Raw genomic sequence first — 23,721 nt, 5'->3', positions numbered from 1 at the left:
GCGGTTGACGTGCTGCATGAATCCCCGGTCGGCCGGGGATTCATGCACCCTCCGCGGCCCGCCGGCGGCGGGAGAGGGCGAGCACCTCCGGCAGGTCGTCGGTACGACGAGGAGTGCGGTGCTCGCCGCCGTACTGGCCCGCGTGCCGGCGGCTGAGCACGAACGCCAGCACCTGCGCGACCGCGGCCCACAGCTCGCGGGGGATCTCCTGGCCGACCTGGCAGTGCCGGTAGAGCGCGCGGGCCAGCGGGACGTCCTGGACGAGCGGAACCCGCTCCTCGGCGGCCACCTCACGGATCCGGGCGGCGATCGCGCCGGCACCGCGGGCGACCACCCGGGGTGCGCCCTGCTCGGGGTCGTAGCGCAGGGCGACCGCGACGTGGGTGGGGTTGACCAGCAGTACGTCGGCGGTGGCCACGTCGGCGATCATCCGGTTGCGGGCCGCGGCCATCTGGCGGGCGCGGATGGCGCTCTTGACCATGGGGTCGCCCTCGGCCTGCTTGTGCTCCTGCTTGATCTCGCTGTGGCTCATCCGCAGCTGCTTGCCGATCCGGCGCCGCATCATGGCGTAGTCGGCGGCAGCCATGACCAGGCCCGCGACGGCCACGGTGAGCAGGAGCCGGGAGACCTCGGCGGTGACCTGGTGCAGCACGACGCCGATCGGCAGCAGCCCGCCGACGAGCGGCATCATCGACTTCACCGCACCCCAGGCGAGGAACGCGACGACCGAGCTCTTGCCGAGGACCTTCACGCCCTCCCACACGGCGTGCGGGCCGAACAGTCGCTTCGCGCCCTTGAACGGGTCGAGCTTCTTGGGGTCGGGCTTGGCGAGCTTGGGGGAGAGGAAGAAGCCGCCCTGCGCCAGGGCCGAGACGACGCCGACGACCAGCATCATCGAGCCCAGCGCGAGCAGGGTGACGAACACGTGACGCCCGGCGTCGCCGAGCAGGGTGAGCGCCAACGAGACGGACGGGTCCGAGGCGGAGCGCAGCGAGGTGGCCATCATGGTGCGCAGCGCGCCGAGCTCGTGGTCGAGCAGCGGGCCCATCGCCAGGGAGGCGACCAGGAGGCCCAGCCAGCCGCCGAGCTCGGGGGTGCGTGGGACCTGGCCGTCCTTGCGGGCCTGCTTCTTCCGCTTGGGAGTGGGCTTCTCGGTCTTCTCCTCGCTACCGGCCACCGACGATCACCCCGCTCCGGCCATGGTCGCCATCGCCTGGTTGGCGTAGGTGACGAGACGGTCGAGCGCGCCGGGCAGCATCGGGAAGGACAGGCCGAGCAGCAGCAGCGTCATGCCGACCTTGGCCGGGAACATCATGCTCAGCGCGTTGAGCTGGGGCGCGACCTTGGTCAGCAGCGCCAGCGCGAGGTCGGCGACGAACAGCACCGCGATCATCGGCAGCGCCATCTGCACCGCGACGGTGAAGAACATCGAGAACGCCGTCAGCAGCACGCCGTCCCAGCTGGACACGTCGGGCATGCCGGTCAGCGGCAGGTACTTGAACGTGCTGAGCAGCCCGCCGACCACGATCAGGTGCCCGCCCGACACGACGAGCAGCGCGGTCGCGAGCAGCTGGTGGAAGCGGCCGAAGACGGTGTTGGAGTTCATCGCCAGCGGGTCCCACGCCGCGGCCAGCGCGAAGCCGCCGAAAACGTCGACCAGCGAGCCGGCGGCGCCGATCGCCGAGAACAGCAGCATCGTCACGTATCCCATACCCAGGCCGATCAGGGCCTGGGCCGCGGTGGCCATGACGAGCCCGGGCGTCGTACCGGGCAGGTCCTGGGTGGCGAGCGTCGGCGCCATCGCCAGGGACAGCCCGAGCGCCAGCACGACCTTGGCCATGGTCGGGATCCCCCGCGTCGCGAAGGGGGGTACGACGACCAGCCACGCCACCACCCGCACCGAGGCGAGCAGCAGGGCGCTGAGCGCGGCACCGTCGACGGAGAGGACCACGGTCGGCCTAGGCGAGCAGGCCCGGGAGCAGGTCGAACAGCTCGCGGGTGAAGGCCATCAGGGTGTGCAGCATCCAGTTGCCGCAGAACAGCAGCGCGAGGCCGACGCCCACCAGCTTGGGCACGAACGACAGCGTGAACTCCTGGATCTGGGTCATCGACTGGAACAGCGAGATGGCGAAGCCGATGACCAGCGAGGTCGCGAGGATCGGCGCCGACAGCTTGAGCGCCACCAGCATGGTCTTGAGGGCGATCTCGATGATCGCGGTGTCGGTCATCGCAGCTAACCCGTCCCGTACGACGCGACGAGCGCCTTGATGATCAGCGCCCACCCGTCGACCATCACGAACAGCAACAGCTTGAACGGCAGGGACACCATCACCGGCGGCATCATCATCATGCCCAGGCTCATCAACGCCCCGCTCACGACGATGTCGATGACCAGGAACGGGATGAAGATGATGAACCCGATGACGAAGGCGTCCTTGAGCTCGGACAGCACGAACGCCGGGATCAGGGTGGCGGTCGAGACGTCGTCGCGGTTCTCGGGCAGCTTGCGGTCGGCGACGCTGGTGAGCAGCTGCAGCTCGCCGTCGTCGGTGTTGTCGAGCATGAACTCCCGCAGCGGCTCCATGCCGTCGTGGAAGGCGGCTGAGGTCGTCTTGTCGCCGTCGAGGTAGGGCTGCACGCCGTCGCTGTTCACCTGCGAGAGGACCGGCGACATGATGAACAGGCTCAGGAACAGCGCCAGGCCGGCGAGGACCTGGTTGTTCGGGGTCTGCTGGAGGCCGAGCGCGTTGCGGGTCAGGCCGAGCACGACGAGCACCTTCGTGAAGCTGGTGCAGGTCAGCACGATGGCCGGCAGCAGGCTGAGCAGGGTCAGGGCGAGGAACACCAGCAGGCTGTTGCTCGGCTTGTCGGTCATCCCCGACAGGTCGATCTGCACGGTGCCGCCGCCCTTGCCGGGCCCGTTCGGCCCCTTGGGCCCGCTCGGGTCGGCGACGACCAGCGCGACCCGGGTCAGCGCGAGGGACAGGGTCGTCACGACGCCCGCTTCCCGGTGACGGCGGCCATGGCGTCCTTCCAGGTCTGCGGGGAGAGCACGGAGCCGCTGAGGGCTCCGGTCGGGCTCGCCGCGGTGGACGGTACGTCGATCGGCTCGGACTCCGGGTCGGGCGGGGTCAGGTCCAGGCCGACCTCGTCGGGCTCGACCTCCGCCAGCAGCGTGATCTGCTGCTCGGTGGTGCCGAGCACGAGGATCCGGGTGCCGACCGAGACCACCGCGACGCCCTGGCCGCGACCGAGGGCCTGGCGCTGCACGACCTGGATCGCCGCACCGGCGGGGGCTTTGAACCGGCGGTTGGCGAAGCGGGCGATGAGCAGCAGCAGCCCGACGACGAGCGCCAGCGAGCCGACCAGGCGCACGGCCAGCTCTCCGAGGCTGATGCTGTCGGACATGGGCGTCAGACCGCGGCGTTCGCGTCGAGGATCTCGGTGACCCGCAGGCCGAAGTCCTCGTCGACCACGACGACCTCGCCGCGGGCCACGAGACGGCCGTTGACGAGCAGGTCGGCGGGGCTGCCGGCGGCGCGGTCCAGCTCGAGGACGGCGCCCGGGGTCAGGGCGAGCAGGTCGCGCACGGTCATCCGGGTGCGGCCGAGCTCGACGGTGACCTCCATGTCGACGCCCTGGAGCAGCTCCAGGCCGCGCGGCGGTGCGGCGGCCGCCGAGAAGGCGGGCACGAACGGTGCCTCCTCGAGGAGGTTGGTTGCGTCGTCTCGTGACGGTTGCTGCGCAACCTCCTCGACGTCCAGAGGCTCGCGGGCACCGGCGAGGGTGGCCTCGGGGACCAGGACGGCGGCCGCGATGCCGGCGCCGATGAGCGGCACCACGCTGAACGGGCCGCCGAGCTCGGCGGTGACGTCGTACCCCTCCACGTCGAGGTCGAGGGTCCGGGCGCCGCGGGCGTGGGCGCCGAGCCGGCGGGCGGCGGCGTCGAGGGCCGGCTGGACGGCGGCGGCCACGTCGAGCGCGCCGATCGGGCTGCTCGCGAGGGCCTCGACCAGCTCGGTGCCGACGAGGACCACGACGCTGCCGGGCACGCCGCCGTCGAGCTCGGCGATCGCGCCGCCCGCGAAGGCCGCGGTGACGTGCGGCGAGCCGGGCTGCGCCGGGCCGGGCGTCAGCGGCGTGACAGCCGGGAGGGACGCGGCCGCGGCGACCGCGACGGCCTCGGCGAGCAGGGTGGGGTCGAGCACATCGGTCATGGGGATCAGGACTCCTCGGGCGTGGTGACGATGAGGGCGGCGAGGCGCTGGCCACGGGCGCCGGGGGTGGCATGGGCGAAGGTGTTGCCGGCGACGGTCACGTCCAGCGGCGCGGACGCCGGGTGGGTGAGCCGGAGCACGGATCCGGGGCGCAGGTCGGCCAGCGTCGCCGGGTCGACCGGGATCGGGCGGAAGCGCACCGACACCGACACCGGGACCCGCTGGAACTGGTCCTGCAGCAGCTGCGCCGAGTGCGCGCGCTGCGCCCGCTCCCGCTCGGAGACCGCACCGTTGCCGGTGGCGTTGGCGAGGTGGGGGAGCAGGCCGCTGAACGGCAGGCACACCGAGACCCGGTGCGCCCGCTCGCCGATCTTGAGCTCGAGGGTGACCACGACCATCACGTCGGCGGCGCTGGCGACCTGGGCGAACTGGGGGCTGTACTCGACACCGGTGACGTTCGGCTCGAGGGTCACGATCCCGTCGAGGGCGTAGCGCATCTCGCCGAGCAGGCGCTCGACCAGGCCGCGGATCACGCCGTCCTCGATCTCGGTCAGCGGCCGGTCCGGCTGCTCGTCCGAGCCGGGCCCGCCGAGCATGTGGTCCAGGCACGACATGGTCGCGAACAGCGGGATCTCCAGCACGCCGGTGCCGGGGATCGGGTCCGCCGTGAACAGCGTCATGTACGTCGAGGGGCCCAGGCTGTCGACGTACTCCGCGTAGGTGCGCTGCTCGATGCCCGCCAGGGTCACCGTGCACACCGTGCGCAGCGAGCTGGTGAACACCGTCGTCGCCTGGCGCGCGAAGCTGTCGAACCCGAGCTGGAGTGTGCGCTGGTGCTCGCGCGAGAGCTGGATGGGTCGCCGGAAGTCGTACGGCGTGGGTTCGGCCGTGCGGGGTCGGCGGCGCGGCCGCTGGAGGGTCACGACGAGCCCATCGTCGCGGCCGGAGCCGACCTGAGGGGTCATCGGGACGCCGGGCGGTCAGGGTCCCGTGGTCCGTTCGGACTACGGAGGGTCCCGGGGAGGGTCCCGGGCCGGGCCGTGTGCGGGGCCGTCTGCCCCCTCGAACCGTTCGATCGAACGGTCCGGGGGACTCCGACCGGCTCCGAGTCCCTCTATCCGTTCGATCGAACGGATAGAGGGATCATTGGGTGACGTACTCGGTGAAGTACACCTCCATCACCTCGTGGTCGTAGCGCTCCTTGAGCCGGTCGAGCAGCTGCTTGCGCAGGGCCTCGCGGACGTCGGGCTTGTTGACCTCGCCGACCGGGAGGCCGCTGAACACGGTGATGGCGGCGTCGAGCGCCTTGCTGCCGTCGGCCTCCTTGGTGCCCTCGGTCAGCTGGAGCGCCATGCCGAGGCGCAGGTAGTGGCCGCCGGCGAGGTTCACCTGGATCGCCTCGAGCGAGACGACCTCGCCCGGCTTGGGCGCGGTCTCGCCGCTCGGCTTGAGGACGAAGAACCAGGCGCCGCCGCCGAGCAGGGCCAGGACGAGGACGGCGATGCCGATCATGCGGCCCTTGCCGCCCTTGGCGGCCGCGTTCTCCGCGGCGGCCGCGGGCGGGTTCATGGTCGTGGTCACGGTTGGTCCTCCCTGCTGTCGGTGCTGTCGTCGGTGCTGTCGTCGGTGCTGTCCTTGGTGCGGATCGGTACACCCGCGGCGGCCGGCTCGGAGCCGGTGCCGTCGCCGGCGGGGTCGACGGGCAGTCCGTCGAGGCCGGCCTCGCGGCGCAGCTCGGCGTACGCCTCACCCATCAGGGCCCGGGTCTCGGCCGGCTGCTGGCTGAGCACCAGGATGTCGACGCGCTTGTTGACCCGCTGCGAGCCCCGCCGGGCCGGGTCGACCAGGGGCTTGGTGTGCCCGAAGCCGGTGGCGCGCAGCCGGCGCGCCGGGATGGCGTGGCTGTCCTCGAGCCGGTGCAGCACATTGGCGGCCCGGGCCAGCGACAGCTCCCAGTCGGAGGGGTAGTACCGCGGCTTCACCGGCTCCTGGTTGGTGTGCCCGTCGAGCTCGATCGGCTCGGTCAGCTCGGCCAGCACCGGTGCGATGGTGTCCACCACGCGGCGGCCGCGCTCGGTCAGCTCGGCCATGTCGGGCTCGAAGACGACGTGCTGGGAGACCAGGCTGACGACCAGGCCACGCTCGTCGATGGTGGCGCGGACGTCGTCGCGCAGCCCCTGGTCGCGCAGCGCCTTGTCGATCCTCTTCCAGACCTTCAGCAGCCGGTCGACCTCGGCACGGGCGGCACCCTGGGTGCGCTCGTTCCTGAGCCGGTCCGACTCCTGCAGGAGCTTCGTGACGGTCTCGCGCTGGGCCTCGGGGACCTGCGCCATCAGCATCTCGTACGACGCCTCGCCCGGGTCGTTCGCGCCCTTGGCGTTGCTGACCGGGCTGGCGCCGTTGAGGATCGACTGCTCGCGGCCGAAGCCGATCGCGAGCCCCTCCTTGAGCTGCTCGTACTTCTTCTCGTCGACGGTCGACATCGCGAACATCACGATGAACAGCACCATCAGCAAGGTCACCATGTCGGCGTAGGTCACCAGCCAGCGCTCGTGCCCGCCGCCGTGCTCGTCGTGCTCCTCCTCGTGGTGGCGCCGGCGGGGCGGCCCGGCGCCCTTGCCCGCCTTGCCGGCCGACATCAGGCGGCCTCGCGCTCGACGGTGCCGGTGGGCAGCAGGGAGCGCAGCTTCTCCGCGACCAGGCGCGGGTTGGCGCCGGCCTGGATGGCGGCGACGCCCTCGATGGCGACCTCCATCCGTGCGCACTCCAGCTCGCCGAGCCGCTTGAGCCGGCTCGAGATCGGCAGCCAGATCACGTTGGCGGACATGACGCCCCACAGGGTGGCGACGAAGGCGCCGGCGATCAGGTGGCCGAGCTCGTCGGGCGTGGCCAGGTTCTCCAGCACGTGCACCAGGCCCATGACGGTGCCGATGATGCCGATGGTCGGCGCGTAGGCGCCGGCGTCGCCGAAGAACTTGGCGGACTGCTTGTCGTCGCGCTTCTTGGCGCGCAGCTCGGCCTCGAGGATGTCGCGCACGTCCTCGGGGTCGGTGCCGTCGATCGCCATCGTGACGCCCTTGACCAGGAACGGGTCGTCGATCTCGCGCAGGCTGTCCTCGAGGGCCAGCAGGCCCTCCCGGCGGGCCCGCTCGGCGAGCGAGACGACCTGCGGCACCAGCGCCTCGGCCGGCTCGACCGAGCCGGTGAACGCACGCTTCATGTCCGTGATCGCGGTCTTGGCGTCGCTCATCGTGCCGCCCGCGACGGTGACCATGATCGTCGTGCCCAGCACCAGCAGCATCGGCGGCAGCAGCAGCAGGCTCATCGGGTTGCCGCCCTCGAGCACGTTGGCCGCGACGATGATCACCAGGCCGACGACGATGCCGACCGGGGTTGCGATGTCCTTCACGGGGTCACTCCTCGCGGGGGTACGGCGGCCAGTCGGCCCTGGCGCGTACGTACCGGCGCGACCGAGGACGCGTCGGGCAGCGCCGCGCGCGCCACGATGGCCGCGCGGTAGTCGATGACGGCGTCGCGCACCTCGTCGAGGGACTCGGCCACGATGTACTTGGTGCCGTCGACCAGGGTCACCACGGTGTCCGGGGTGCAGTCGACGCGCTCGATCAGGTCGGCGTTCAGCAGGAACGTCGTCCCCGAGAGTCGGGTCAGCGAGATCACCGCGGCACCTCCGTGTGCGTGGCTGTGGCAATGCTTGGGAAGGAGTGCCGTCCGTGGCGCTCCGCAGGTCTGATCGGCCGGTTGCGATAGTCCCTGACCAAAAGCACCGGTTTCTCGCGGGTCGCGGTGCTTTTGAGCAGGGACTATCCCGGCGGGGCCGGTCAGCGCTTGATGTTGACGAGCTCCTCGAGCACCTGGTCGCTGGTGGTGATCACCCGCGAGCTGGCCTGGAAGCCGCGCTGGGCGAGGATCAGGTTGGTGAACTCGGCCGACAGGTCGACGTTCGACATCTCCAGCGCACCGGCCATGATCTGGCCGCGCTGGCCCTGGCCGGCGACGCCGAGCTGCACGGCGCCGGAGTTGGCGGACTCGCGGAAGGCGGTGTCGCCGATCTTCTCCAGGCCCATCGGGTTGGTGAAGTCCGCGACGGCCAGCTGGCAGATGTCGCGCTGCACGCCGTCGGAGAAGACGCCGCGGACCTTGCCGTCGGCGCCGATCGAGTACGACGTCAGCTCGACGCCGGCCGGCAGCGAGCCGTTGATCATGTTCAGGTCGACGTCGACCGCGCCGCCGGTGGGCGCACCGGTGGCGTCGAGGGCGTAGCCCTGGACCCGCATCCCGCTGGGCGCCACGAGGACACCGCTCTGGTCGAAGGTGAACGCGCCGGCGCGGGTGTAGACGTTCTCGGCGCCGTCGCGCAGCACGAAGAACCCGTCGCCCTGCAGCATCACGTCGGTCGGCCGCCCGGTCAGCTGCGCGGAGCCCTGGCCGAAGTTGGCCATGGTCGCGGCGAGCTGGACGCCGAGGCCGATCTGGATCGGGTTGGTGCCGCCGCGCTCGGTGTTGCCGCCCGAGGCGGCGGTGAGCATCTGGCTGAGGGTGTCGGAGAAGACGGTGGTGCTGGACTTGAACCCGGTGGTGTTGGCGTTGGCGATGTTGTTGCCGGTGACGTCGAGCATGGTCTGGTTGACGCGGAGGCCGGAGATGCCGGCGAAGAGCGAGCGAAGCATGGTGGTTCTCCTTCTGCGGGTCAGGCGGGTCGGGCGGTGGTGGACGGGGTGCCGCTGGGCGGCACGTAGGTGCCACCACCGCTGGTGGTGGGCGCCTGGATCGTGGGTGCGGTGCCGACGCTGATGACGTCGGTGACGGCGACGGACTTGCCGTCGACGCTGAGGACCGGGCCGGTGTTGAGGTACGTCGTGCCCTGCACGACTCCGGACTGCTCGGCGCCGGTGGCGTCGTACCACCGCACGGTCTGGCCGATCAGTGAGCTCGCGCCGAACGCCAGTTGGGTGCTCAGCATCATCGCGGTCTGGTCGGCGACGTCCTGCATCTTCTCCAGGGCGGTGAACTGCGCCGTCTGGGCGAGGAACTGCGAGGAGTCGGTGGGGTTGAGCGGGTCCTGGTACTTCATCTGGGCGACCATCAGCTGCAGGAACATGTCCTTGTCGGCGGTCTTCGAGGTCCCGGTCGTGCCGGTGGCGCCCGTGGCCGCCGTACCGGTCACGCCGTAGCCGCCGATGCCTTCGGTGCTGGAGACGGACATGTCTTGCTCCTCACAGGGTCCGGTCGAGCTGACCGGCGGGGGTGGTGGTCGGGGGTGGCACGAGCAGCGGCTCGGGTGCGTCGCGCCGGTGCCGGCGCTGGTCGGTGTCGTCCGAGGAGCGGTTCCAGGCCCGGGCGCCATCGCGGCCGGCGTCGGCCGAGACCGTGCTGCCGCTCGTCTGGCTGGTGGCGGCGACAGGGGCACTCGGCGCGGTGGGCTGGGGTGCGGCGGGGCTGAACGGGTCGCGGACCAGCACCCGGGCCTCGGTGGCGCCGGAGCGCTCGAGGAGCCGCTGCAGCTCGGGTACGCCGGAGCTCAGCGCGCGGTGCACCGCGGCGCTGCCTGCGGGGTCCTCGGCGTTGCCGGCCAGGCGGACCTGCACCGCCCCGTCCTTGACCACCAGCGTCACCCGCACCTCGCCGAGCTGCTCGGGCTGGAGGGTCAGGGTGATCCGGTGCGTGCCGGGCCGGTCGGTGGGAGTGGTCGCGACCAGGCGGGTGACCTCGGGGAAGACCTGCTGGACCACGGCCCGATCGACGGTGGGGCGGGCGCCGGTCAGCACCGGCGGGGCCACGACGGTGGGGCCGCTGACGGTCGCGTCGGGGGCCGGGGAGGTTGCCGGGGTTGCCGGTGTTGCCGGGGCGGCGGGCTCGAGGCGCGGCTGGGCCGGGTCCTTCGGCGCAGGTGCGGTGGCGTCGTCGTCGGTGGTCGGCGCGGACAGCGCCGTGACCGGGGCTTTCGCCGCCGCCGCGGGCGCGGTCGGCGTGGCCGGCCGCTCCGGCTGCTCCGGCTGCTCCGACTGCGCCGCGGCCGGCTCGGGAGCCGGGGACGCGTTCGGCACTACCGGCGCGACCACGGGCGTGATCACCGCGCCGACGAGCGGGGCGGCGGCCGATGCGGCGGCGACCGGAGCCGTCGGAACCGGGACCGGCGCGACCGGCAACGGCACCGTCGCGAGCAGTGCCGCGGCGAGCGCGTCGCCGAAGACCACACCCGCGTCGCCGGACTGATCGGTGGCGGCGGGAGCGCCGTCGGTGGGGGCCGGGGCCGGGAGGCCCGGCAGGAACGGAGTGATGCTCATCAGCTCACCATCGCCATCACGTTGCGGACGTAGTTCTGCGTCTCCTTGTAGGGCGGGATGCCGCCGTAGCGGGAGACGGCGCCGGCTCCGGCGTTGTACGCCGCCAGCGCGAGGTCGGTGCGCCCGAACTTGTCGAGCAGCGAGCGCAGCAGCCGCGCGCCGCCGTCGATCGCCTGCGCGGGGTCGAACGGGTTGGTGACGCCGAGGCCCTTGGCGGTGCCGGGCATCAGCTGCATCAGGCCCTGCGCGCCGGCGGGGCTGACGGCCTTCGCGTCGAAGCCGGACTCCTGCTTCGCGACGGCGGCGATCAGGTTGCCGGGGACGCCCGTGCGGGCCGCGGCGGCGTTGATCAGGTCGGCGTACGGCGTCCCGGAGGCCGCGCGGGTGGCGACCGGTGCCGCGGCCGAGGCGCCGGTGGCACCGCTGCCGGGCTGGATGATCCGGCGGATGACGTCGGGCGTGGACGGGACGTCGACGACGCGGATGTCGAGGCCGGTGCGCGGGGCCTCGATCATCTTGCCGCCGCCGATGTAGATGGCGATGTGGTCGACGCCGTTGTTGCGGCTGGAGTTGTCCCACGCGATCAGGTCGCCGGGCTGGGCCTCGGCCATGCTGGCGACCGGCGTGCCGGCCTTCGCCTGCTGGTTGGACACCCGCGGCAGGTCGTAGCCGAGGTTCTTGTAGACGACCTGGACCAGGCCGGAGCAGTCCATGCCCTTGGTCGGGTCGGTGCCGCCCCAGACGTAGGGGAGGCCGAGGTACTTGCGCGCCTCGGCGACCACGGCGTCCCCGCTCACGGAGCCGGAGGTGGCCGTGCCGTCGACGCGCGCGGACAGCTCGGTCGCGAAGCCGCCGCCGGTGCTGGTGGTCCGCACGGTCGCGAACTGTGCGAGCCGGGCCTGGATCTCGCTGATCCGGGCGGTGACGTTGTCGATGCTCATCGCTCTCCTCGCGCCCAGCGCTGGGCGGCCAGGTCGTCGGCGTCACGGGCGGCGCGCCGCTCGGCCTCGGTACGACGGCGCGCGGCCCGGCGCTCGAGGAGGTGCTCGACCGCGGCCAGGCGGGCGCGGTCGCTGCCCCAGCGGGCGCGGGCGTCGGCGGTGACGACCTCGGCGGTCGCGACCCGGTCGCGGGTCTCGCCGACCAGGATGCCGGCGTGCGCCAGGTGGGTGCGGGCGGCGACCAGCGCGGACACCGTGGTGGTGGCCGGGACCGGCGCGGAGGCGATGGTCGACTCGAGTGAGGCGAGCCGGCCGACGAGGGCGGCCTCCTCGGCGAGGACCCGCTGCAGGCCGATCCGGCTGTCGGTCTCGCGGACCTCGCGGATCCGGGCGACGGCGGCGAGACCGCGGTCCTCGCGGTGCACGCGGCGGCTCATGGTGCCACCACCGTGGCCAGCCGGTCCCACGCCTCGGCGCGGGGCGTGACGTCGTCCATGGACTGGCGCAGGAACTCCTCGATCAGGGGCAGCCGGGCCAGCGCCGCGTCGGCGTCGGCGTCCGCCCCGGCGACGTACGCCCCGATCTCGACGAGCTCGCGGACCGAGCGGTGCGCGGCGAGCATCCGCCGCAGCCGGCCCGCGTCCTGCTGCTGGTCCGGAGTCGTGACGGCGCGGTGCACGCGGGAGATCGACTCGAGCACGTCGATGGCGGGGAAGTGGCCGGCGGTGGCGAGGTCGCGGGAGAGCACGACGTGGCCGTCGAGGATCGAGCGGGCGGTGTCGCCGATCGGGTCCTGGAGGTCGTCACCCTCGACCAGGACGGTGTAGATGCCGGTGATCGAGCCGGTCGCCGAGGTACCGGCCCGCTCGAGGAGGCGTGGCAGCAGGCCGAAGACGCTGGGCGGGTAGCCGCGGGTGGCGGGGGGCTCGCCGGCGGACAGGCCGATCTCGCGCTGGGCCATGGCGACTCGGGTGAGCGAGTCCATCATGAGGACGACGTCGCGGCCGGCGTCGCGGAACCACTCGGCGATCCGGGTGGCGGTGAACGCAGCGCGCAGCCGCTCGACGGCGGGGGCGTCGGAGGTCGCGACCACGACGACCGAGCGGGCCAGGCCCTCGGGGCCGAGGTCGCCGTCGATGAACTCGCGGACCTCGCGGCCGCGCTCGCCGACCAACGCGATCACGTTGACGGCGGCGTCGGTGCCGCGGGCGATCATCGAGAGCAGCGACGACTTGCCGACGCCGGAGCCGGCCATGATGCCGATCCGCTGGCCGCGCCCGAGCGGGACCAGGGCGTCGAGGGCGCGGACACCGGTGCCGAGCGGTTCGGTGATCCGCGGCCGGCTCAGGGCATCGGGGGTGGCGTGCTCGGTCGACACCGTCTCCAGTTCGAGCAGGGGACCGCCGTCGACCGGGCGGCCGAGGCCGTCGACGACCCGACCGAGCAGGGACTCGCCGACCTGGATCCGCAGCGGGCCGCCGGTCGCGCGGACCAGGTCGCCGGCGCGGACACCGGTCGTCGTACCGAGGGGCAGGCAGATGGCGCTGCCGGGACGCAGGGCGGCGACCTCGGCGAGCAGCGGGCCGGCTGTCGTACGGACCTCGAGCAGGTCGCCGACGGCGGCGTCGGGCAGGCCGCGCACCTCGAGGTGCAGGCCGACCAGCTCGGCCACGGTGCCGAGGTGCAGGGGAGCGGCGGCCGCGAGCAGGCGGGCGCGGACGGCGGTGTCGACGCTCATGCCAACACCTCGCGGACCCGGTCCATCGCCTCGCCGACCCGCAGGTCGACGACGGAGCCGTCGACGCCCTCCACCAGGGCGTCGATCGGGCCGAGCGTGGGGTCGGCGACGACCTCCAGGCCGCGGCCGGTCAGCTCCTGCGCGGCGGGCGACGTAGCGGTCGACGGGTGCAGCCGGACCCGGCCCACCGGGCCCGGCGGCAGCACCTGCAGCACCCGGGCGACGACGTCGACCGGCTCCAGGCGGGCGACCTGGCTGCCGACCAGCGTGCTGGTCAGCGACCACGCGAGGTCGGCCGCCTGGTCCTCGACAGCGCGGGCCAGGTCGTCGAGCAGCCCCCGGACCTGCTCGGCGGCCCGGCCCAGCGCGTCGAGCGCCGCGCGGTGCTCGGCCTCGCGGCGCGCCTCGGCCGCCGCCTGGACGGCGGCACGCTCGGCCTCCTCGACCGCCGCCTGCTCGGCAGCGGTACGACGGCCCTCGGCCCAGCCGACGGCGTACCCCTGGGCGCGGGCGGCGTCCCGGGCCTCCGCGGCGATCCCGTCGAGCAGCGACTCGGTGACCCGGTCGCCGAGGACGCTGTCGCTGCCGAGGCGGGTCCAGGTGCCGACCCGCAGCTCGGGCAGCTTCAGCTCGGCGTGGCGCTCAGATTTCGAGACACGCGGTTCCGTCCTCGTCCCTCGGACGGACGCGCCCTCAATCTCTTCGGCCGACGCGCCAAGCTCGCGAGCTCGCTCGCCGCTGGCCTCAGACGACGAACTCATCGTCGTTCCCTCGCCGGACCATGATCTGGCCCTGCTCCTCGAGCTGGCGGATGGTGCGGATGACACCCTGCTGGGCCTCCTCGACCTGGGCCAGCCGGACGGCGCCGAGCAGCTCGACCTCGTCGAGCAGGTTCTCGGCCGCGCGCTCGGACAGGTTCGCGGTGATCTTGCTGCGGACCGCGTCGCTGACGCCCTTGAGGGCCAGCGCGAGCTCGGCGGTGTCGACCTGGCGCAGCACCTGCTGCACCGAGCGGTCGTCGAGGCCGGTGATGTCCTCGAACATGAACATCCGGCTCTTGACCTCGTCGGCCAGCGCCGGGTCGAGACCCTCGAGGCCCTCGACGATCTGCCGCTCGGTCGGCCGGTCGGACCGGTTGATGATGTTGACCAGCGGGTCCACGCCGCCGACTCGCGAGACCTCGGTGGGCTGCAGCATCGAGGAGAGCTTGCGCTCCAGCACGGCCTCCACGGTGCGCACGATCTCCGGCGAGGTGCGGTCCATGACCGCGATCCGGTGCGCGACCACGGCCTGCTGGTGCGCGGGCAGGCCGCTGAGCAGCAGGGACGCCTTGTCGGCGGCCATGTGCGCGAGGACCAGCGCGATCACCTGCGGGTGCTCGTCGGCGATGAAGCTGCGCAGCTGAGCGGGATCCGCGCGGTGCAGGAACTGGAAGGGCATCTGGACGGCGGCCGCGTGCAGCCGCTCCATGATCTCCTTGGCCCGCTCGGGACCCAGCGACTGCTCGAGCAGCTGCTGGGCGAACCCGAAGCCGCCCTGCGTGACGTGGGCGTGCGCGGTCGCCAGGTTGTGGAACTCCTCGAGCACCTGCGAGGTCTCGCTCGCCGACACCGCGTCGAGACGGGCGATCTCGCCGGAGATCGCCTCGACCTCGGCGTCGCTGAGGTGGGACATCACCTGCGCCGCGCGCTCCTTGCCCATCTGGATGAGCAGCACCGCGGCCTTGCGGACGCCCATCGAGACCAGGGTGGGGCCGGACGTGGTCATGAGTGTCATGGCCGCGGCTCCACGAGCCAGCCTCGGAGCAGGGCGGCGACGTCGTCGGGCTGCCGGTCGACGAGGGCGATGAGCTCGTCGCGCATCGACTCCTCCTCGTCCTTCTCGGACGACTCGAGCGCGGCCAGGGCCGGAGCCTCGAGCTGGGCGGTGCGGCTGGCCGCGTCGGTGCGCAGCTGCTCGACGAGGTAGGCCCGGGCGTCGTCGCGGACCTTGGCCCGGCGCCGGGCCTGCAACCAGGCCAGCAGGATCATCAGCAGGATTCCGCCGGCGATCCCGATGTTGCGCAGCAGGCTGTTGCGCCGTGCCGTGGCGTCGGCGGCCTTGGCCGCCTTGAGCTCGGCAGCGGCGGACTTCTCCGCGCTGCGGTCGAAGGCCATCGTGGTGACGTCGATCGTGTCGCCGCGCTGGGCGTTGATGCCGACCGCGTTGCTGATCAGGTCCTTGACCACCTGCGGCTGGACGGCCGCGGCGGCGGTCGCGTCGAGGACCGCCCCGATGTGCAGGGTGTTGATCGAGCCCGGCGCCTTCTCGCGGTGCTCGACGGTCTGGTCGAGCGCGTTGTCGCGGGTCTTCGAGCTGTTCTTGTACGACGAGTCGCCGGTGCCCGTCGTCGTCGGGTCCATCTGCCCGTCGGGGCCGACCACGCCACCGGCCGGGGCGTTGGCGCCGCTGGCCGGGCCGGCGTACGTCTCGTTGGTCGAGGACTCCGACAGCGGCGGGATGTTCTCCTTGGCGCCGTACGTCCGGCTGTCGGTGACCGCCTTGTCGAAGTCGAGGTCGGCAGTGACCGTGACCGTGGAGTTGCCGGGACCGAGCACGCGGTCGAGCACGGCCTGGATGTCGGTCTGCATCGAGTCCTGGAAGGCCTCGACCTGCTTGGTGCGCGCGGAGGCCGCGCTGACGCCGCCGTCGGCGCTGTCGTCGGTGGTGAGCAGCTTGCCGCTCGCGTCGGTCAGGGTGACGTTCTTCGGCTCGAGGCCGTCGATGCTGGACGCGACCAGGTGCACGATCGCCTGGACCTGTCCGTCGTCGAGCGAGGTGCCCGGCTCGGTGTCGATGAGGACCGAGGCGGTCGGCGGGTCCTGCTCGTCGGTGAAGACCTGCTTCTCCGGGATGGCGAGGTGTACGACCGCGGTGTCGACGCCGTGGATGGCCTCGACGGTCTTGGAGAGCTCACCCTCCATGGCGCGCTTGAAGTTGGTCTGCTCCTGCGACTCCGAGGTCGACAGGCTCTGCTTGTCGAGCAGGCTGTAGCCGCCGTCGGTGCTCGCCGGGAGGCCCTTGCCGGACAGGGTGATCCGGGTGCTGTACACGTCGGAGCGCGGCACCATGATCGTGCCGCCGCCACCGGCGATCTTGTACGGCACGCCCTGGGAGTCGAGCTCCTCGATCACGGCGCTCGCGTCGGTGCCGGAGAGGTTGGAGTACAGCGGGGCGTAGCTGGGGGTCGACACCCAGCGGAACACCATGAAGACGGCGATCAGCAGGGCCGCCGTACCGATGACGGCGACGGCCTTCTGCCCGGCCGTGAAGCCACCGAAGGTGTCGCGGGCGCGCGTGAGGTAGCGGGTGAGTCGCTGTTGCATCGTGTCCTCAGACCTGCATCCGCATGATCTCGTTGAAGGCCTCGACCGCGCGGTTGCGCAGCGAGACCGTCAGCTGGCTGGCGACCGACGCCTCGCTGGCCGCGATCGTGTAGTCGTGGATGTTCTCGAGCTTGCCGGTTGCGGCCTGGACCGCCAGGCCGTCGGCCTTGTCGGTCAGGCCCTCGAGCCGGTCGAGGCCGTCGAGGACCAGCGAGCCGAACTCGGTGTCGGGCCCGGTCGAGGGCGCGACCTTGTCGGCCGTCGTGGGCGCCGCGATCGGGCCGAGCGCGCCGGCGCTCGACACCGAGGGGAACTGCAGGGGAGTGATGTCCATCAGCGCGCACCGATCTGGAGGGCCGCGCCGTAGGTGTCCTGGGCGGTCTTCGTGACCTGCACCGACGCCTGGTAGCCGCGCTGCGCCATCACCAGCTGGCTCATCTGCGCCGCCATGTCGATGTCGGGGAGCCGGACGTAGCCGTCCTCGTCCGCGAGCGGGTGCCCCGGCGAGTGGACCATCCGGCCCTCGGGGTCGCCCTCGGCGAAGCCCGCGACGTCGACCCCGCCGTCGGAGCGCGGGTCGAAGACGACGTACGTCGCCTGGAAGGCGTCCTCGCTGGTCCGCTTGACGGTGTTGGCGTTGGCGATGTTGCCGGCCAGGGCGTCGAGCCAGACCTGGTGCGCGCCGAGCGCGGTGTTCGCGATCCGCAGCGTGTCGAAGGCCCCCATCAGGCCGCACCCCCGGCCATCATGTTCAGGCGCGAGTCGCGGTCGCTGATCGCCCGGCCCATGATCTGGTACTGGTACTGCGTCTGGATGGCGGCGATCGACTCCTTGCGGAGGTCGACGTTGTTGTCGTTGGCACCGACCGGGGTGTCTGTGGCCGAGACGGTCGCGGTGAGGTCGCTCGTCGTGGCGCGGCCGTGCTCGATCGCGCTGGTGAGCGCGGACTCGAACTCGACGCTGCGGGCACGGAAGCCAGGGGTGTCGACGTTGGCGATGTTGTCGGCGATCACCTGCTGCCGCTGGGACAGCCCGTTGATCGCGGAGTGCAACACGAAGCCGACGGCGTCGGACGCTGCGAAGGACACGGTCGATCTCCTGGAGATGCACCGGTCCCGTCAGGGGTCGGTGCGAGAAGTCGGTGCCGGTCCGTCGGCGAGGGTGAGCAATCCGTCGCTCACCGTGCCTGATCGGTGCGGCTCGCTCCGACCTGAGTCCCCGGGGCTGGGACTAGGTCCTGACTATCTCGACCGATCGACCTGTCGCACGCGGGCCGGCCACCGCCGGCCGCCGCCGTCGCGGACCATCAGGTCGGACACCCGCAGCCGGCCGAGGACCTTCAAGCCGAGCCTCCGCCTGATCCGGAAGTCGGCGACGTAGAGGCGGTAGACCATCCGCAGCACCACCCGGTTGCCCAGCCGGTCGGCCCAGCGCAGTGCGGTCAGGGCGCGCTCGAACCTCCTCTGGTCCCGGGGCGTCCACGACCAGCCCATGAGCTCGCGGAAGTACGGCGGCAGGTTGCCGCGCGTCATGAAGTGGTACGCCGGCCCGAAGGCCTGCGAGAGGAGCCGTCCCGGCAGCCCCCAGGCCTCGCCCAGGAACCCGAGGTCGGCCAGCGACTCGAAGTCGCGGCGTACCTCGTCGGAGATCGCCATCCGCGGCAGCATGTTCGCCCAGTAGTCCTCGAAGGCCGCCCAGTCCGCCGGCCAGTGCTCCGGGCGGACGTTGACGCCGGTGGCCAGGGGAGCGGCTGCCCGGACGAGGGTGTCCAGCTCGGTGCGGCTGAGGTCGCCGTACAGCAGGACGTGCTGGTCGACGAAGAACCGGAACAGGCAGGCCGCCACCCACAGCTGCAGGTCGACGGCGTTGGCGTTGTAGGCGACCGGGCTGTGCTCGCCGGAGCGCACGTGCCGGTGCACCTGCGCGACCGCGGCCCGCATGGCGGCGCGGTCCTCGTCGTTGCCCGCCACCGCGAGGGCGAGGTACTGACCCGTCGTCCGTGCCCGCTTGACCGGGTAGCGCCGCGGGCTCCCCGACACCACCCGGCTCTCGCTCACGCCTTCGCCCACCGGCGGCAGCGCCAGCTGCTGGATGATGTTGGCGACCCCGCTCGTCGTACCGAGGCTGGAGACGGTGCCGAGCAGCGTCGTGGGAGCGGTTCGGGGCACGGCGGGTCCTCGAGTATCTGTCAACGGGTGTGTTCAGATGGTTCGGACGCAAGGTAGTCCCATGCAAAGGGCCGGGTCAAGACGTCCTCGACCCGGCCCGACGCTCTCGTGCGGACTACTTCAGGCGGAGCTTCCTCACCCCCGACGTCGAGGGCTGCACGCCCGGCGAGCCGGCGTACTGCGCCACCAGGCGGTGCTTGCCCTTGCCGAGCTTGGCGACCTTCAGCGTGAGGACGCCGTGGTGGCCGGCGCTCAGCGTGCCCCGGGCGACGATCCGGCCCTTGCGCGCGAGGTCGCGCACGACGACCTCGCCGGTGGGTGCGGCGCTCGCCTGGACGGTGACCGTCGCCTTCCCCTTCTTGCGGGCCGAGACCTTGAACGTCGCGCTGGTGCTCGAGGTGGCCTTCGCGATGGCGCCGCCACCGCCGCCGGCCCCGCCGCCGGTGTCCGTGCCCGCGGCGAACAGCGGGACGTACGGCGTCACGAAGTTCTTGTCGCCGCCGTGGCCGGCCACCTGGAACGCGACCTGCAGGTGGTCGCCCGAGGTGGCGACCGGGCACGCCGCGATGCCGGCGGTCCGCTCGTAGCAGCTCGGCGCGGGCGTGGCGGTGCCCTTCAGGGCGCGCTTGGCCACCACCGGCACCTGGAACTCGAAGATCTGGCCGCGCTTGAGGGTGATCGCCTGGCCGTTCACCGACGCGATAGCGATGCCGTTGTTCGGGCCCCGCGTCAGCTCGACCGGGTCGGTCGAGAAGGTCGGGGTCGGGTCGTCGATGGCGTTGATGCCCCACTTCACGGGCTCGTCGGGGTAGCCGAACGCGGTCTCGTCGAACACCAGCTCCGGTACGACGGTCACGCCGCTGCTGCACGGCAGCCCGACCAGGCCGACGTACCCGTGCAGCAGGAACGGCTCGCCCACCTTCGGCACCTCGCCGGTCGGCGACCACCACCCGGTGTTCGCGGTGACGCCGGTCGACGGCTGGCCGGTCCAGCAGTCGAGGATCGTGTCGGACTGACTGCTGCCGTCCTGCCACTCGCTGCTCGCGTGGGCCGGGGCCGCGAACGCCAGCAGGGAGGCGGTGAGGAGGCCTGCGCCGAGGGTGAACAGGGACTTTCGCTTGCGGTTCTGGGGGTTCATGGCGGGGACGCTAGGAGGCCCGCCGTCCCGGCCCGGAGGGCTACGCGTCCTCGATCTTGTCCCTGTCGGTGTCCCGGAGTTGTCCCTCAGAGAAGGACGACGGACAACAACCCCGCGCCGTACCCGGCGATGTCGACGGCCAGGTCCTCACGACGGCCGAGCGTCAGCGTGCTGATCCGCACCTGCGGGTCGAGCGGGGGGCCGGCGGGATGGAGGGCGTGCAGGCGCAGGTGGTCGGCGCCGGCGACGTTGAAGGTCGAGGCGGCGATGTTGAGCACCTCGTAGAGGTTCTCGGAGATCGCGTCGGTGACCTTGCCGTCGCCGACGGCAGCGGTGGCGTCGCCGACGGGGATCAGGCCGAGGGCCGCGCCGGCGTACGCCGAGAAGGCCAGGTCGCAGGCGATGAGGGCGCTGATCCGGAGGCTGTCGTCGACGTACAGGGCGACGGAGGCGGGGGTGTCCGGGCCGGGCGCGAAGGGTGCCGACGGGGTGAGCGTGACGTCGCGGCCGAGGAGGTCGGCGAGCAGGTCGCGCAGCTGCTTGGGCTGGGGGAGGTGGACAGGCATGGCAACGGACCTCAGATCACGCTGCGGAGCGCGTCGTCGAACGCCTCCGGGGTGAACGGCTTGGCGATGAGGAAGGCCGCGCCGGCGGAGGCGGCGCGCTCGCGCATCTCCTCCGAGCCCTCCGAGGTGACGAACCCGAAGGCCACTTGAGAGCCGGAGGCGCGGAGCGCGGAGAGGCAGTCGATGCCGTTCATCTCGGGCATGTTCCAGTCCGACAGGACCAGGTCGGGGGCCTCGGACTGCACCATCTCGAGCGCCTGGCGGCCGTTCTCGGCCTCGACGATGTCGTGCCCGCCGTGCCCGGCCTGGCGCAGGGTGCGGATCACGATCTGTCGCATCACGCGGCTGTCGTCGGCGATCAGGATCTTCATCGGGGACCTTCCTGGGGGACGTGGACGGAGACACGGACAGGGGCGTCCTGCCACACGAGGTCGAGGCGGCAGGCGAGCGCCGAGTCGCTGGCGAACGCCGCACGGCCGGCGGCGACGGCGGGCAGCGAGAGCACGCTCGGGCCGGGCATCAGGCTCTTCACGTTGCCGCCGACCATGTTGACCAGTTCGCCGACGGCGTCGGCGACGTCGCTGTCGCTGGCCTCCTCGTCGGCCGGCAGGGCCAGCATCCGGGTGGTGAGGCGGCGAGCGAGGGCCTCGTCGAGCTCGACGGTCACGACGCCCTGCCAGCCGCCGCTGATGGTGGTCGCCGCCGACCAGGCGGTGGCGTCGAAGGGCGTTCCCGGCGGGACGGCGCGCGGCACCAGCATCGCGTCGTCGCCGAGCAGTGCCATCCACACGTCCTCGGTGACGGCCAGGACGTCCCCGGACTCGGGCACCTCGACCTCGGGCAGGACGGCGCTCATCGGGGTCCCCGCGAAGTTGTACGGGGGAGCGAAGCGGAGGAGTAGAACTTCGTGGGGTGATTCATGCCGGCACCAGCCCGAGCAGCGACAGCTTGTCGACGATCGCGTCCGGTGTGAACGGCTTGATGACGTACTCGTGAGCACCGGCGGCCAGCGCGCGCACGATCTGTCGCTGCTCGCTCTCGGTGGTCACCATCATCAGCGTGACGTCGCGCCACTCCGGGTTCGCGCGCACCTCGGTGATGAACGTGTAGCCGTCCATCACCGGCATGTTCCAGTCGACCAGGCACACGTCGGGTACGACGCCCGCGCGCATCTGGTCGAGCGCGGCCTGGCCGTGCTCGGCCTCGCTCGTCTCGAAGTCCAGGTCCGTGACGATGCGGCGCAGGATGCTGCGCATCGCCCGGGAGTCGTCGATGATCATCGCTCGCACGGTCAGGCTCCTGTGCTGGTGAGGGACGGGGTCAGGGTGCTGCGGGCCGACGCGCGGCGGTACGCCGGAACCCGCCCGATCTGCTCGCGCTGCCAGGCCGCCGCGAGATCGGCAGGCATGTCGAGGGTGGTCTCGGAGGAGCCGAGGAGCAGGTAGCCGTCCTCGGCCAGCATCGGCAGCATCCGGCGCAGGATGTCCTGCTTGGTGGAGGCGTCGAAGTAGATGAGCACGTTGCGCAGCCAGATCACGTCGAAGCTGCCCAGCCCGAGGTACGGCGCCGCGAGGTTGAGGTGCTTGACCGTGACCCGCTCGCGGAGCCGGTCGGCGATCTCCCAGTCCCGTCCCACGCGGGTGAAGTAGCGGACCAGGCTGGTGGCGGGCAGGCCGCGGTTGACCTCGACCTGGCTGTACCTCCCGGCCCGGACCCGCTCCAGCATCGCGGTCGAGATGTCGGTCGCCACGATCTCGTAGCTCCACCCCGCCGGCAGGTGCTGGTCGAGCAGCATCGCGATCGAGTACGCCTCCTGCCCGCTCGAGCAGGCCGCGCTCCAGATCCGCAGCCGCCGGGTGACCTGTCGGCCCTCCAGGAGCGCGGGCAGCATCGCGTCGGTGAACGCCTGGTAGGGCGTGTGGTCGCGGAACCAGCTCGTCTCGTTGATGGTCAGCGCGTCGACCACCTTGCGCCGCTCGTCGGCGTCGAACGCCAACCGGGCGACGTACTCCTCGAGTCCCAGGCCGCGGGCGGCGGCGAGCGGGTTGAGCCGGGCCTCGACGAGGTACTCCTTGCCCTCGTCGTACACCATCGATGTCTCCCGTCGGACGAGCGCCGAGACGGACGCGAAGGCGGTGGACGTCGTCATGCCCGCTCCATCGGCGGTACCCGCAGGGACCTGAGCGCTCAGACCCAGCAGCCCCGCGCCGATGGACGGGGCGTGACTCAGATAAGGGTTCTCGTCGTCGACGACTCGGCGCTGGTACGACGGCTGGTGACCACCGCGCTCCGGCAGGCGCCGGACATCGAGGTCGCCGGCGTGGCCCGCGACGGCCTGGAGGCCGTGCGGATGGTCGACGAGCTCGCCCCCGACGTGGTCACCCTCGACATCGAGATGCCCCACCTCGACGGGCTCGGCGCGCTGACGCGGATCCGCGAGAAGCACGCGCGGCTGCCGGTGATCATGTTCTCGACGCTGACCGAGCGCGGCGCGAAGGCGACCCTCGACGCGCTGTCCCGCGGCGCGAGCGACTACGTCACGAAGCCGTCCAACACCGGCCAGATCGCCGACGGGATCGCCGCGATCCGCGACCAGCTGGTGCCCCGGATCCGCGCCCTGGCAGGGATCCGCAAGCTCACCCCGGGCGCCGCCGTCCCCGTCGTACGGCGCGAGCGGCCCCGCTCCGCCGTCGCGCCCGTCGCGGCGCTGCTCATCGGCTGCTCCACCGGCGGACCCGACGCGCTGGCGCGGCTGCTGCCGCGGCTGCCCGCCGACCTCGGCGTCCCGGTCCTCGTCGTCCAGCACATGCCGCCCGTCTTCACCACGATGCTCGCCCAGCGCCTCGACAAGGTCAGCGCGCTGGCCGTCCGCGAGGCGGTCGACGGTGAGCCGGCGCACGCGGGCGAGGTGCTCATCGCGCCGGGCGACTTCCACCTGCGGGTACGGCGCTCCGCCGCCGGTGTACGTGTGGCCCTCGACCAGGGACCGCAGGAGAACTTCTGCCGCCCGGCCGTCGACGTGCTGTTCCGCTCCGCCGTGGAGGCGTACGGCGCCGGCGCGCTCGCCACCGTGCTCACCGGCATGGGCCAGGACGGGCTCGCCGGCGCGAAGGAGCTGGCCGCGTCCGGTGCCCGGATCCTCGTCCAGGACGAGGAGAGCTCGGTGGTGTGGGGGATGCCCGGCGCGGTCGCCGGCGCCGGCCTCGCCGACGACGTGCTCCCGCTCGACCAGCTCGCCGACCGGGTCATCGCCACGGTACGGCGCTCCCGCGCGGCCTGACCC

General features: G+C 72.2%; 31 protein-coding genes. 1 reads left to right on the top strand and 30 read right to left on the bottom strand.

Annotated elements, in window-relative coordinates:
- Positions 1-40: 40 nt before the first annotated feature.
- The 30 genes from QI633_RS22050 to QI633_RS21905 all read right to left on the bottom strand — a co-directional run bounded on the left by QI633_RS22050 (position 41) and on the right by QI633_RS21905 (position 22,587).
- Positions 41-1,177: an EscU/YscU/HrcU family type III secretion system export apparatus switch protein gene (locus QI633_RS22050; RefSeq protein WP_282427079.1), complete on the bottom strand. Its 1,137-nt coding sequence runs from the start codon at positions 1,175-1,177 to the stop codon at positions 41-43.
- Between the two features lie 6 nt (positions 1,178-1,183).
- Entirely contained in the window at positions 1,184-1,951 is a 768-nt protein-coding gene (locus QI633_RS22045; RefSeq protein ID WP_141797404.1) for a flagellar biosynthetic protein FliR, read from the bottom strand.
- Positions 1,952-1,958: 7 nt separating this feature from the next.
- The gene (fliQ, locus tag QI633_RS22040) at positions 1,959-2,228 is read right to left on the bottom strand and encodes a flagellar biosynthesis protein FliQ (protein WP_141797405.1); all 270 of its coding nucleotides are present in this window, start codon (positions 2,226-2,228) and stop codon (positions 1,959-1,961) included.
- A gap of 5 nt (positions 2,229-2,233) precedes the next feature.
- Positions 2,234-2,995, bottom strand: coding sequence for a flagellar type III secretion system pore protein FliP (fliP, locus tag QI633_RS22035; protein ID WP_282427078.1), 762 nt, complete (start codon positions 2,993-2,995; stop codon positions 2,234-2,236).
- Complete coding sequence (locus QI633_RS22030) at positions 2,992-3,408, bottom strand: flagellar biosynthetic protein FliO (protein WP_282427077.1); 417 nt, start codon at positions 3,406-3,408, stop codon at positions 2,992-2,994. The genes fliP and QI633_RS22030 overlap by 4 nt, the downstream gene beginning before the upstream one ends.
- A 5-nt stretch (positions 3,409-3,413) precedes the next feature.
- Positions 3,414-4,217, bottom strand: coding sequence for a flagellar motor switch protein FliN (gene fliN / locus QI633_RS22025; protein ID WP_282427076.1), 804 nt, complete (start codon positions 4,215-4,217; stop codon positions 3,414-3,416).
- Between the two features lie 5 nt (positions 4,218-4,222).
- Positions 4,223-5,182 carry a flagellar motor switch protein FliM gene (locus QI633_RS22020; protein WP_141797408.1) on the bottom strand — a complete coding sequence of 320 codons (960 nt, stop codon included), beginning with the start codon at positions 5,180-5,182 and terminating at the stop codon, positions 4,223-4,225.
- Between the two features lie 178 nt (positions 5,183-5,360).
- On the bottom strand, positions 5,361-5,798 hold the full coding sequence (locus QI633_RS22015; RefSeq protein WP_260805788.1) for a flagellar basal body-associated FliL family protein: 438 nt from the start codon (positions 5,796-5,798) through the stop codon (positions 5,361-5,363).
- Positions 5,795-6,856, bottom strand: a complete 1,062-nt coding sequence (locus tag QI633_RS22010) for a flagellar motor protein MotB (RefSeq protein ID WP_282427075.1) — start codon at positions 6,854-6,856, stop codon at positions 5,795-5,797. The genes QI633_RS22015 and QI633_RS22010 overlap by 4 nt, the downstream gene beginning before the upstream one ends.
- Positions 6,856-7,626, bottom strand: coding sequence for a MotA/TolQ/ExbB proton channel family protein (locus tag QI633_RS22005; protein ID WP_260805789.1), 771 nt, complete (start codon positions 7,624-7,626; stop codon positions 6,856-6,858). The genes QI633_RS22010 and QI633_RS22005 overlap by 1 nt, the downstream gene beginning before the upstream one ends.
- Positions 7,623-7,895 (bottom strand): flagellar FlbD family protein, encoded by a 273-nt coding sequence (locus QI633_RS22000; protein ID WP_141797410.1) that lies wholly within the window; start codon positions 7,893-7,895, stop codon positions 7,623-7,625. Before QI633_RS22000 ends, QI633_RS22005 begins: the two co-directional genes overlap by 4 nt.
- Before the next feature lie 161 nt (positions 7,896-8,056).
- Positions 8,057-8,905, bottom strand: a complete 849-nt coding sequence (locus tag QI633_RS21995) for a flagellar hook-basal body complex protein (protein WP_141797411.1) — start codon at positions 8,903-8,905, stop codon at positions 8,057-8,059.
- A 20-nt stretch (positions 8,906-8,925) separates the two neighbouring features.
- Complete coding sequence (locus QI633_RS21990; RefSeq protein ID WP_141797412.1) at positions 8,926-9,441, bottom strand: flagellar hook capping FlgD N-terminal domain-containing protein; 516 nt, start codon at positions 9,439-9,441, stop codon at positions 8,926-8,928.
- A 10-nt stretch (positions 9,442-9,451) separates the two neighbouring features.
- Positions 9,452-10,522 carry a flagellar hook-length control protein FliK gene (locus tag QI633_RS21985; protein WP_282427074.1) on the bottom strand — a complete coding sequence of 357 codons (1,071 nt, stop codon included), beginning with the start codon at positions 10,520-10,522 and terminating at the stop codon, positions 9,452-9,454.
- On the bottom strand, positions 10,522-11,463 hold the full coding sequence (locus QI633_RS21980; RefSeq protein WP_141797414.1) for a transglycosylase SLT domain-containing protein: 942 nt from the start codon (positions 11,461-11,463) through the stop codon (positions 10,522-10,524). Before QI633_RS21980 ends, QI633_RS21985 begins: the two co-directional genes overlap by 1 nt.
- Positions 11,460-11,900, bottom strand: coding sequence for a flagellar FliJ family protein (locus tag QI633_RS21975; RefSeq protein ID WP_282427073.1), 441 nt, complete (start codon positions 11,898-11,900; stop codon positions 11,460-11,462). Before QI633_RS21975 ends, QI633_RS21980 begins: the two co-directional genes overlap by 4 nt.
- Positions 11,897-13,201: a FliI/YscN family ATPase gene (locus tag QI633_RS21970; protein WP_141797416.1), complete on the bottom strand. Its 1,305-nt coding sequence runs from the start codon at positions 13,199-13,201 to the stop codon at positions 11,897-11,899. The genes QI633_RS21975 and QI633_RS21970 overlap by 4 nt, the downstream gene beginning before the upstream one ends.
- Positions 13,198-13,962 carry a hypothetical protein gene (locus QI633_RS21965; RefSeq protein ID WP_282427072.1) on the bottom strand — a complete coding sequence of 255 codons (765 nt, stop codon included), beginning with the start codon at positions 13,960-13,962 and terminating at the stop codon, positions 13,198-13,200. The genes QI633_RS21970 and QI633_RS21965 overlap by 4 nt, the downstream gene beginning before the upstream one ends.
- Entirely contained in the window at positions 13,946-14,977 is a 1,032-nt protein-coding gene (gene fliG / locus QI633_RS21960) for a flagellar motor switch protein FliG (RefSeq protein ID WP_260805791.1), read from the bottom strand. The genes QI633_RS21965 and fliG overlap by 17 nt, the downstream gene beginning before the upstream one ends.
- Complete coding sequence (gene fliF, locus QI633_RS21955; RefSeq protein ID WP_141797418.1) at positions 14,974-16,566, bottom strand: flagellar basal-body MS-ring/collar protein FliF; 1,593 nt, start codon at positions 16,564-16,566, stop codon at positions 14,974-14,976. Before fliF ends, fliG begins: the two co-directional genes overlap by 4 nt.
- A 7-nt stretch (positions 16,567-16,573) precedes the next feature.
- The gene (locus QI633_RS21950) at positions 16,574-16,900 is read right to left on the bottom strand and encodes a flagellar hook-basal body complex protein FliE (protein WP_141797419.1); all 327 of its coding nucleotides are present in this window, start codon (positions 16,898-16,900) and stop codon (positions 16,574-16,576) included.
- Complete coding sequence (locus QI633_RS21945) at positions 16,900-17,292, bottom strand: flagellar basal body rod C-terminal domain-containing protein (protein WP_141797420.1); 393 nt, start codon at positions 17,290-17,292, stop codon at positions 16,900-16,902. Before QI633_RS21945 ends, QI633_RS21950 begins: the two co-directional genes overlap by 1 nt.
- Positions 17,292-17,654: a flagellar basal body rod protein FlgB gene (flgB, locus tag QI633_RS21940; RefSeq protein ID WP_141797421.1), complete on the bottom strand. Its 363-nt coding sequence runs from the start codon at positions 17,652-17,654 to the stop codon at positions 17,292-17,294. The genes QI633_RS21945 and flgB overlap by 1 nt, the downstream gene beginning before the upstream one ends.
- Before the next feature lie 153 nt (positions 17,655-17,807).
- A complete protein-coding gene (locus tag QI633_RS21935; RefSeq protein ID WP_282427071.1) occupies positions 17,808-18,734 on the bottom strand; it encodes an oxygenase MpaB family protein in 927 nt (308 codons plus the stop codon).
- Positions 18,735-18,849: 115 nt separating this feature from the next.
- Positions 18,850-19,872 carry an Ig-like domain-containing protein gene (locus QI633_RS21930; RefSeq protein WP_282427070.1) on the bottom strand — a complete coding sequence of 341 codons (1,023 nt, stop codon included), beginning with the start codon at positions 19,870-19,872 and terminating at the stop codon, positions 18,850-18,852.
- Positions 19,873-19,958: 86 nt separating this feature from the next.
- A complete protein-coding gene (locus tag QI633_RS21925) occupies positions 19,959-20,438 on the bottom strand; it encodes a hypothetical protein (RefSeq protein WP_282427069.1) in 480 nt (159 codons plus the stop codon).
- A gap of 11 nt (positions 20,439-20,449) precedes the next feature.
- Positions 20,450-20,809, bottom strand: coding sequence for a response regulator (locus QI633_RS21920; RefSeq protein ID WP_141797424.1), 360 nt, complete (start codon positions 20,807-20,809; stop codon positions 20,450-20,452).
- A complete protein-coding gene (locus QI633_RS21915) occupies positions 20,806-21,294 on the bottom strand; it encodes a chemotaxis protein CheX (RefSeq protein ID WP_141797425.1) in 489 nt (162 codons plus the stop codon). The genes QI633_RS21920 and QI633_RS21915 overlap by 4 nt, the downstream gene beginning before the upstream one ends.
- Positions 21,295-21,355: 61 nt before the next feature.
- On the bottom strand, positions 21,356-21,718 hold the full coding sequence (locus QI633_RS21910; protein WP_203043953.1) for a response regulator: 363 nt from the start codon (positions 21,716-21,718) through the stop codon (positions 21,356-21,358).
- An 11-nt stretch (positions 21,719-21,729) separates the two neighbouring features.
- Complete coding sequence (locus QI633_RS21905; RefSeq protein ID WP_282427068.1) at positions 21,730-22,587, bottom strand: protein-glutamate O-methyltransferase CheR; 858 nt, start codon at positions 22,585-22,587, stop codon at positions 21,730-21,732.
- A gap of 72 nt (positions 22,588-22,659) precedes the next feature.
- Here QI633_RS21905 and QI633_RS21900 point away from each other — a divergent pair, with 72 nt between their 5' ends.
- Positions 22,660-23,718, top strand: a complete 1,059-nt coding sequence (locus QI633_RS21900; RefSeq protein WP_282427067.1) for a chemotaxis response regulator protein-glutamate methylesterase — start codon at positions 22,660-22,662, stop codon at positions 23,716-23,718.
- Positions 23,719-23,721: the final 3 nt, after the last annotated feature.

The sequence above is a fragment of the Nocardioides sp. QY071 genome, from assembly GCF_029961765.1.
Lineage (GTDB): Bacteria > Actinomycetota > Actinomycetes > Propionibacteriales > Nocardioidaceae > Nocardioides.
The sequence above is the reverse complement of the archived record's forward strand: the minus strand, read 5'-3'. Positions and strand labels throughout refer to the sequence as shown.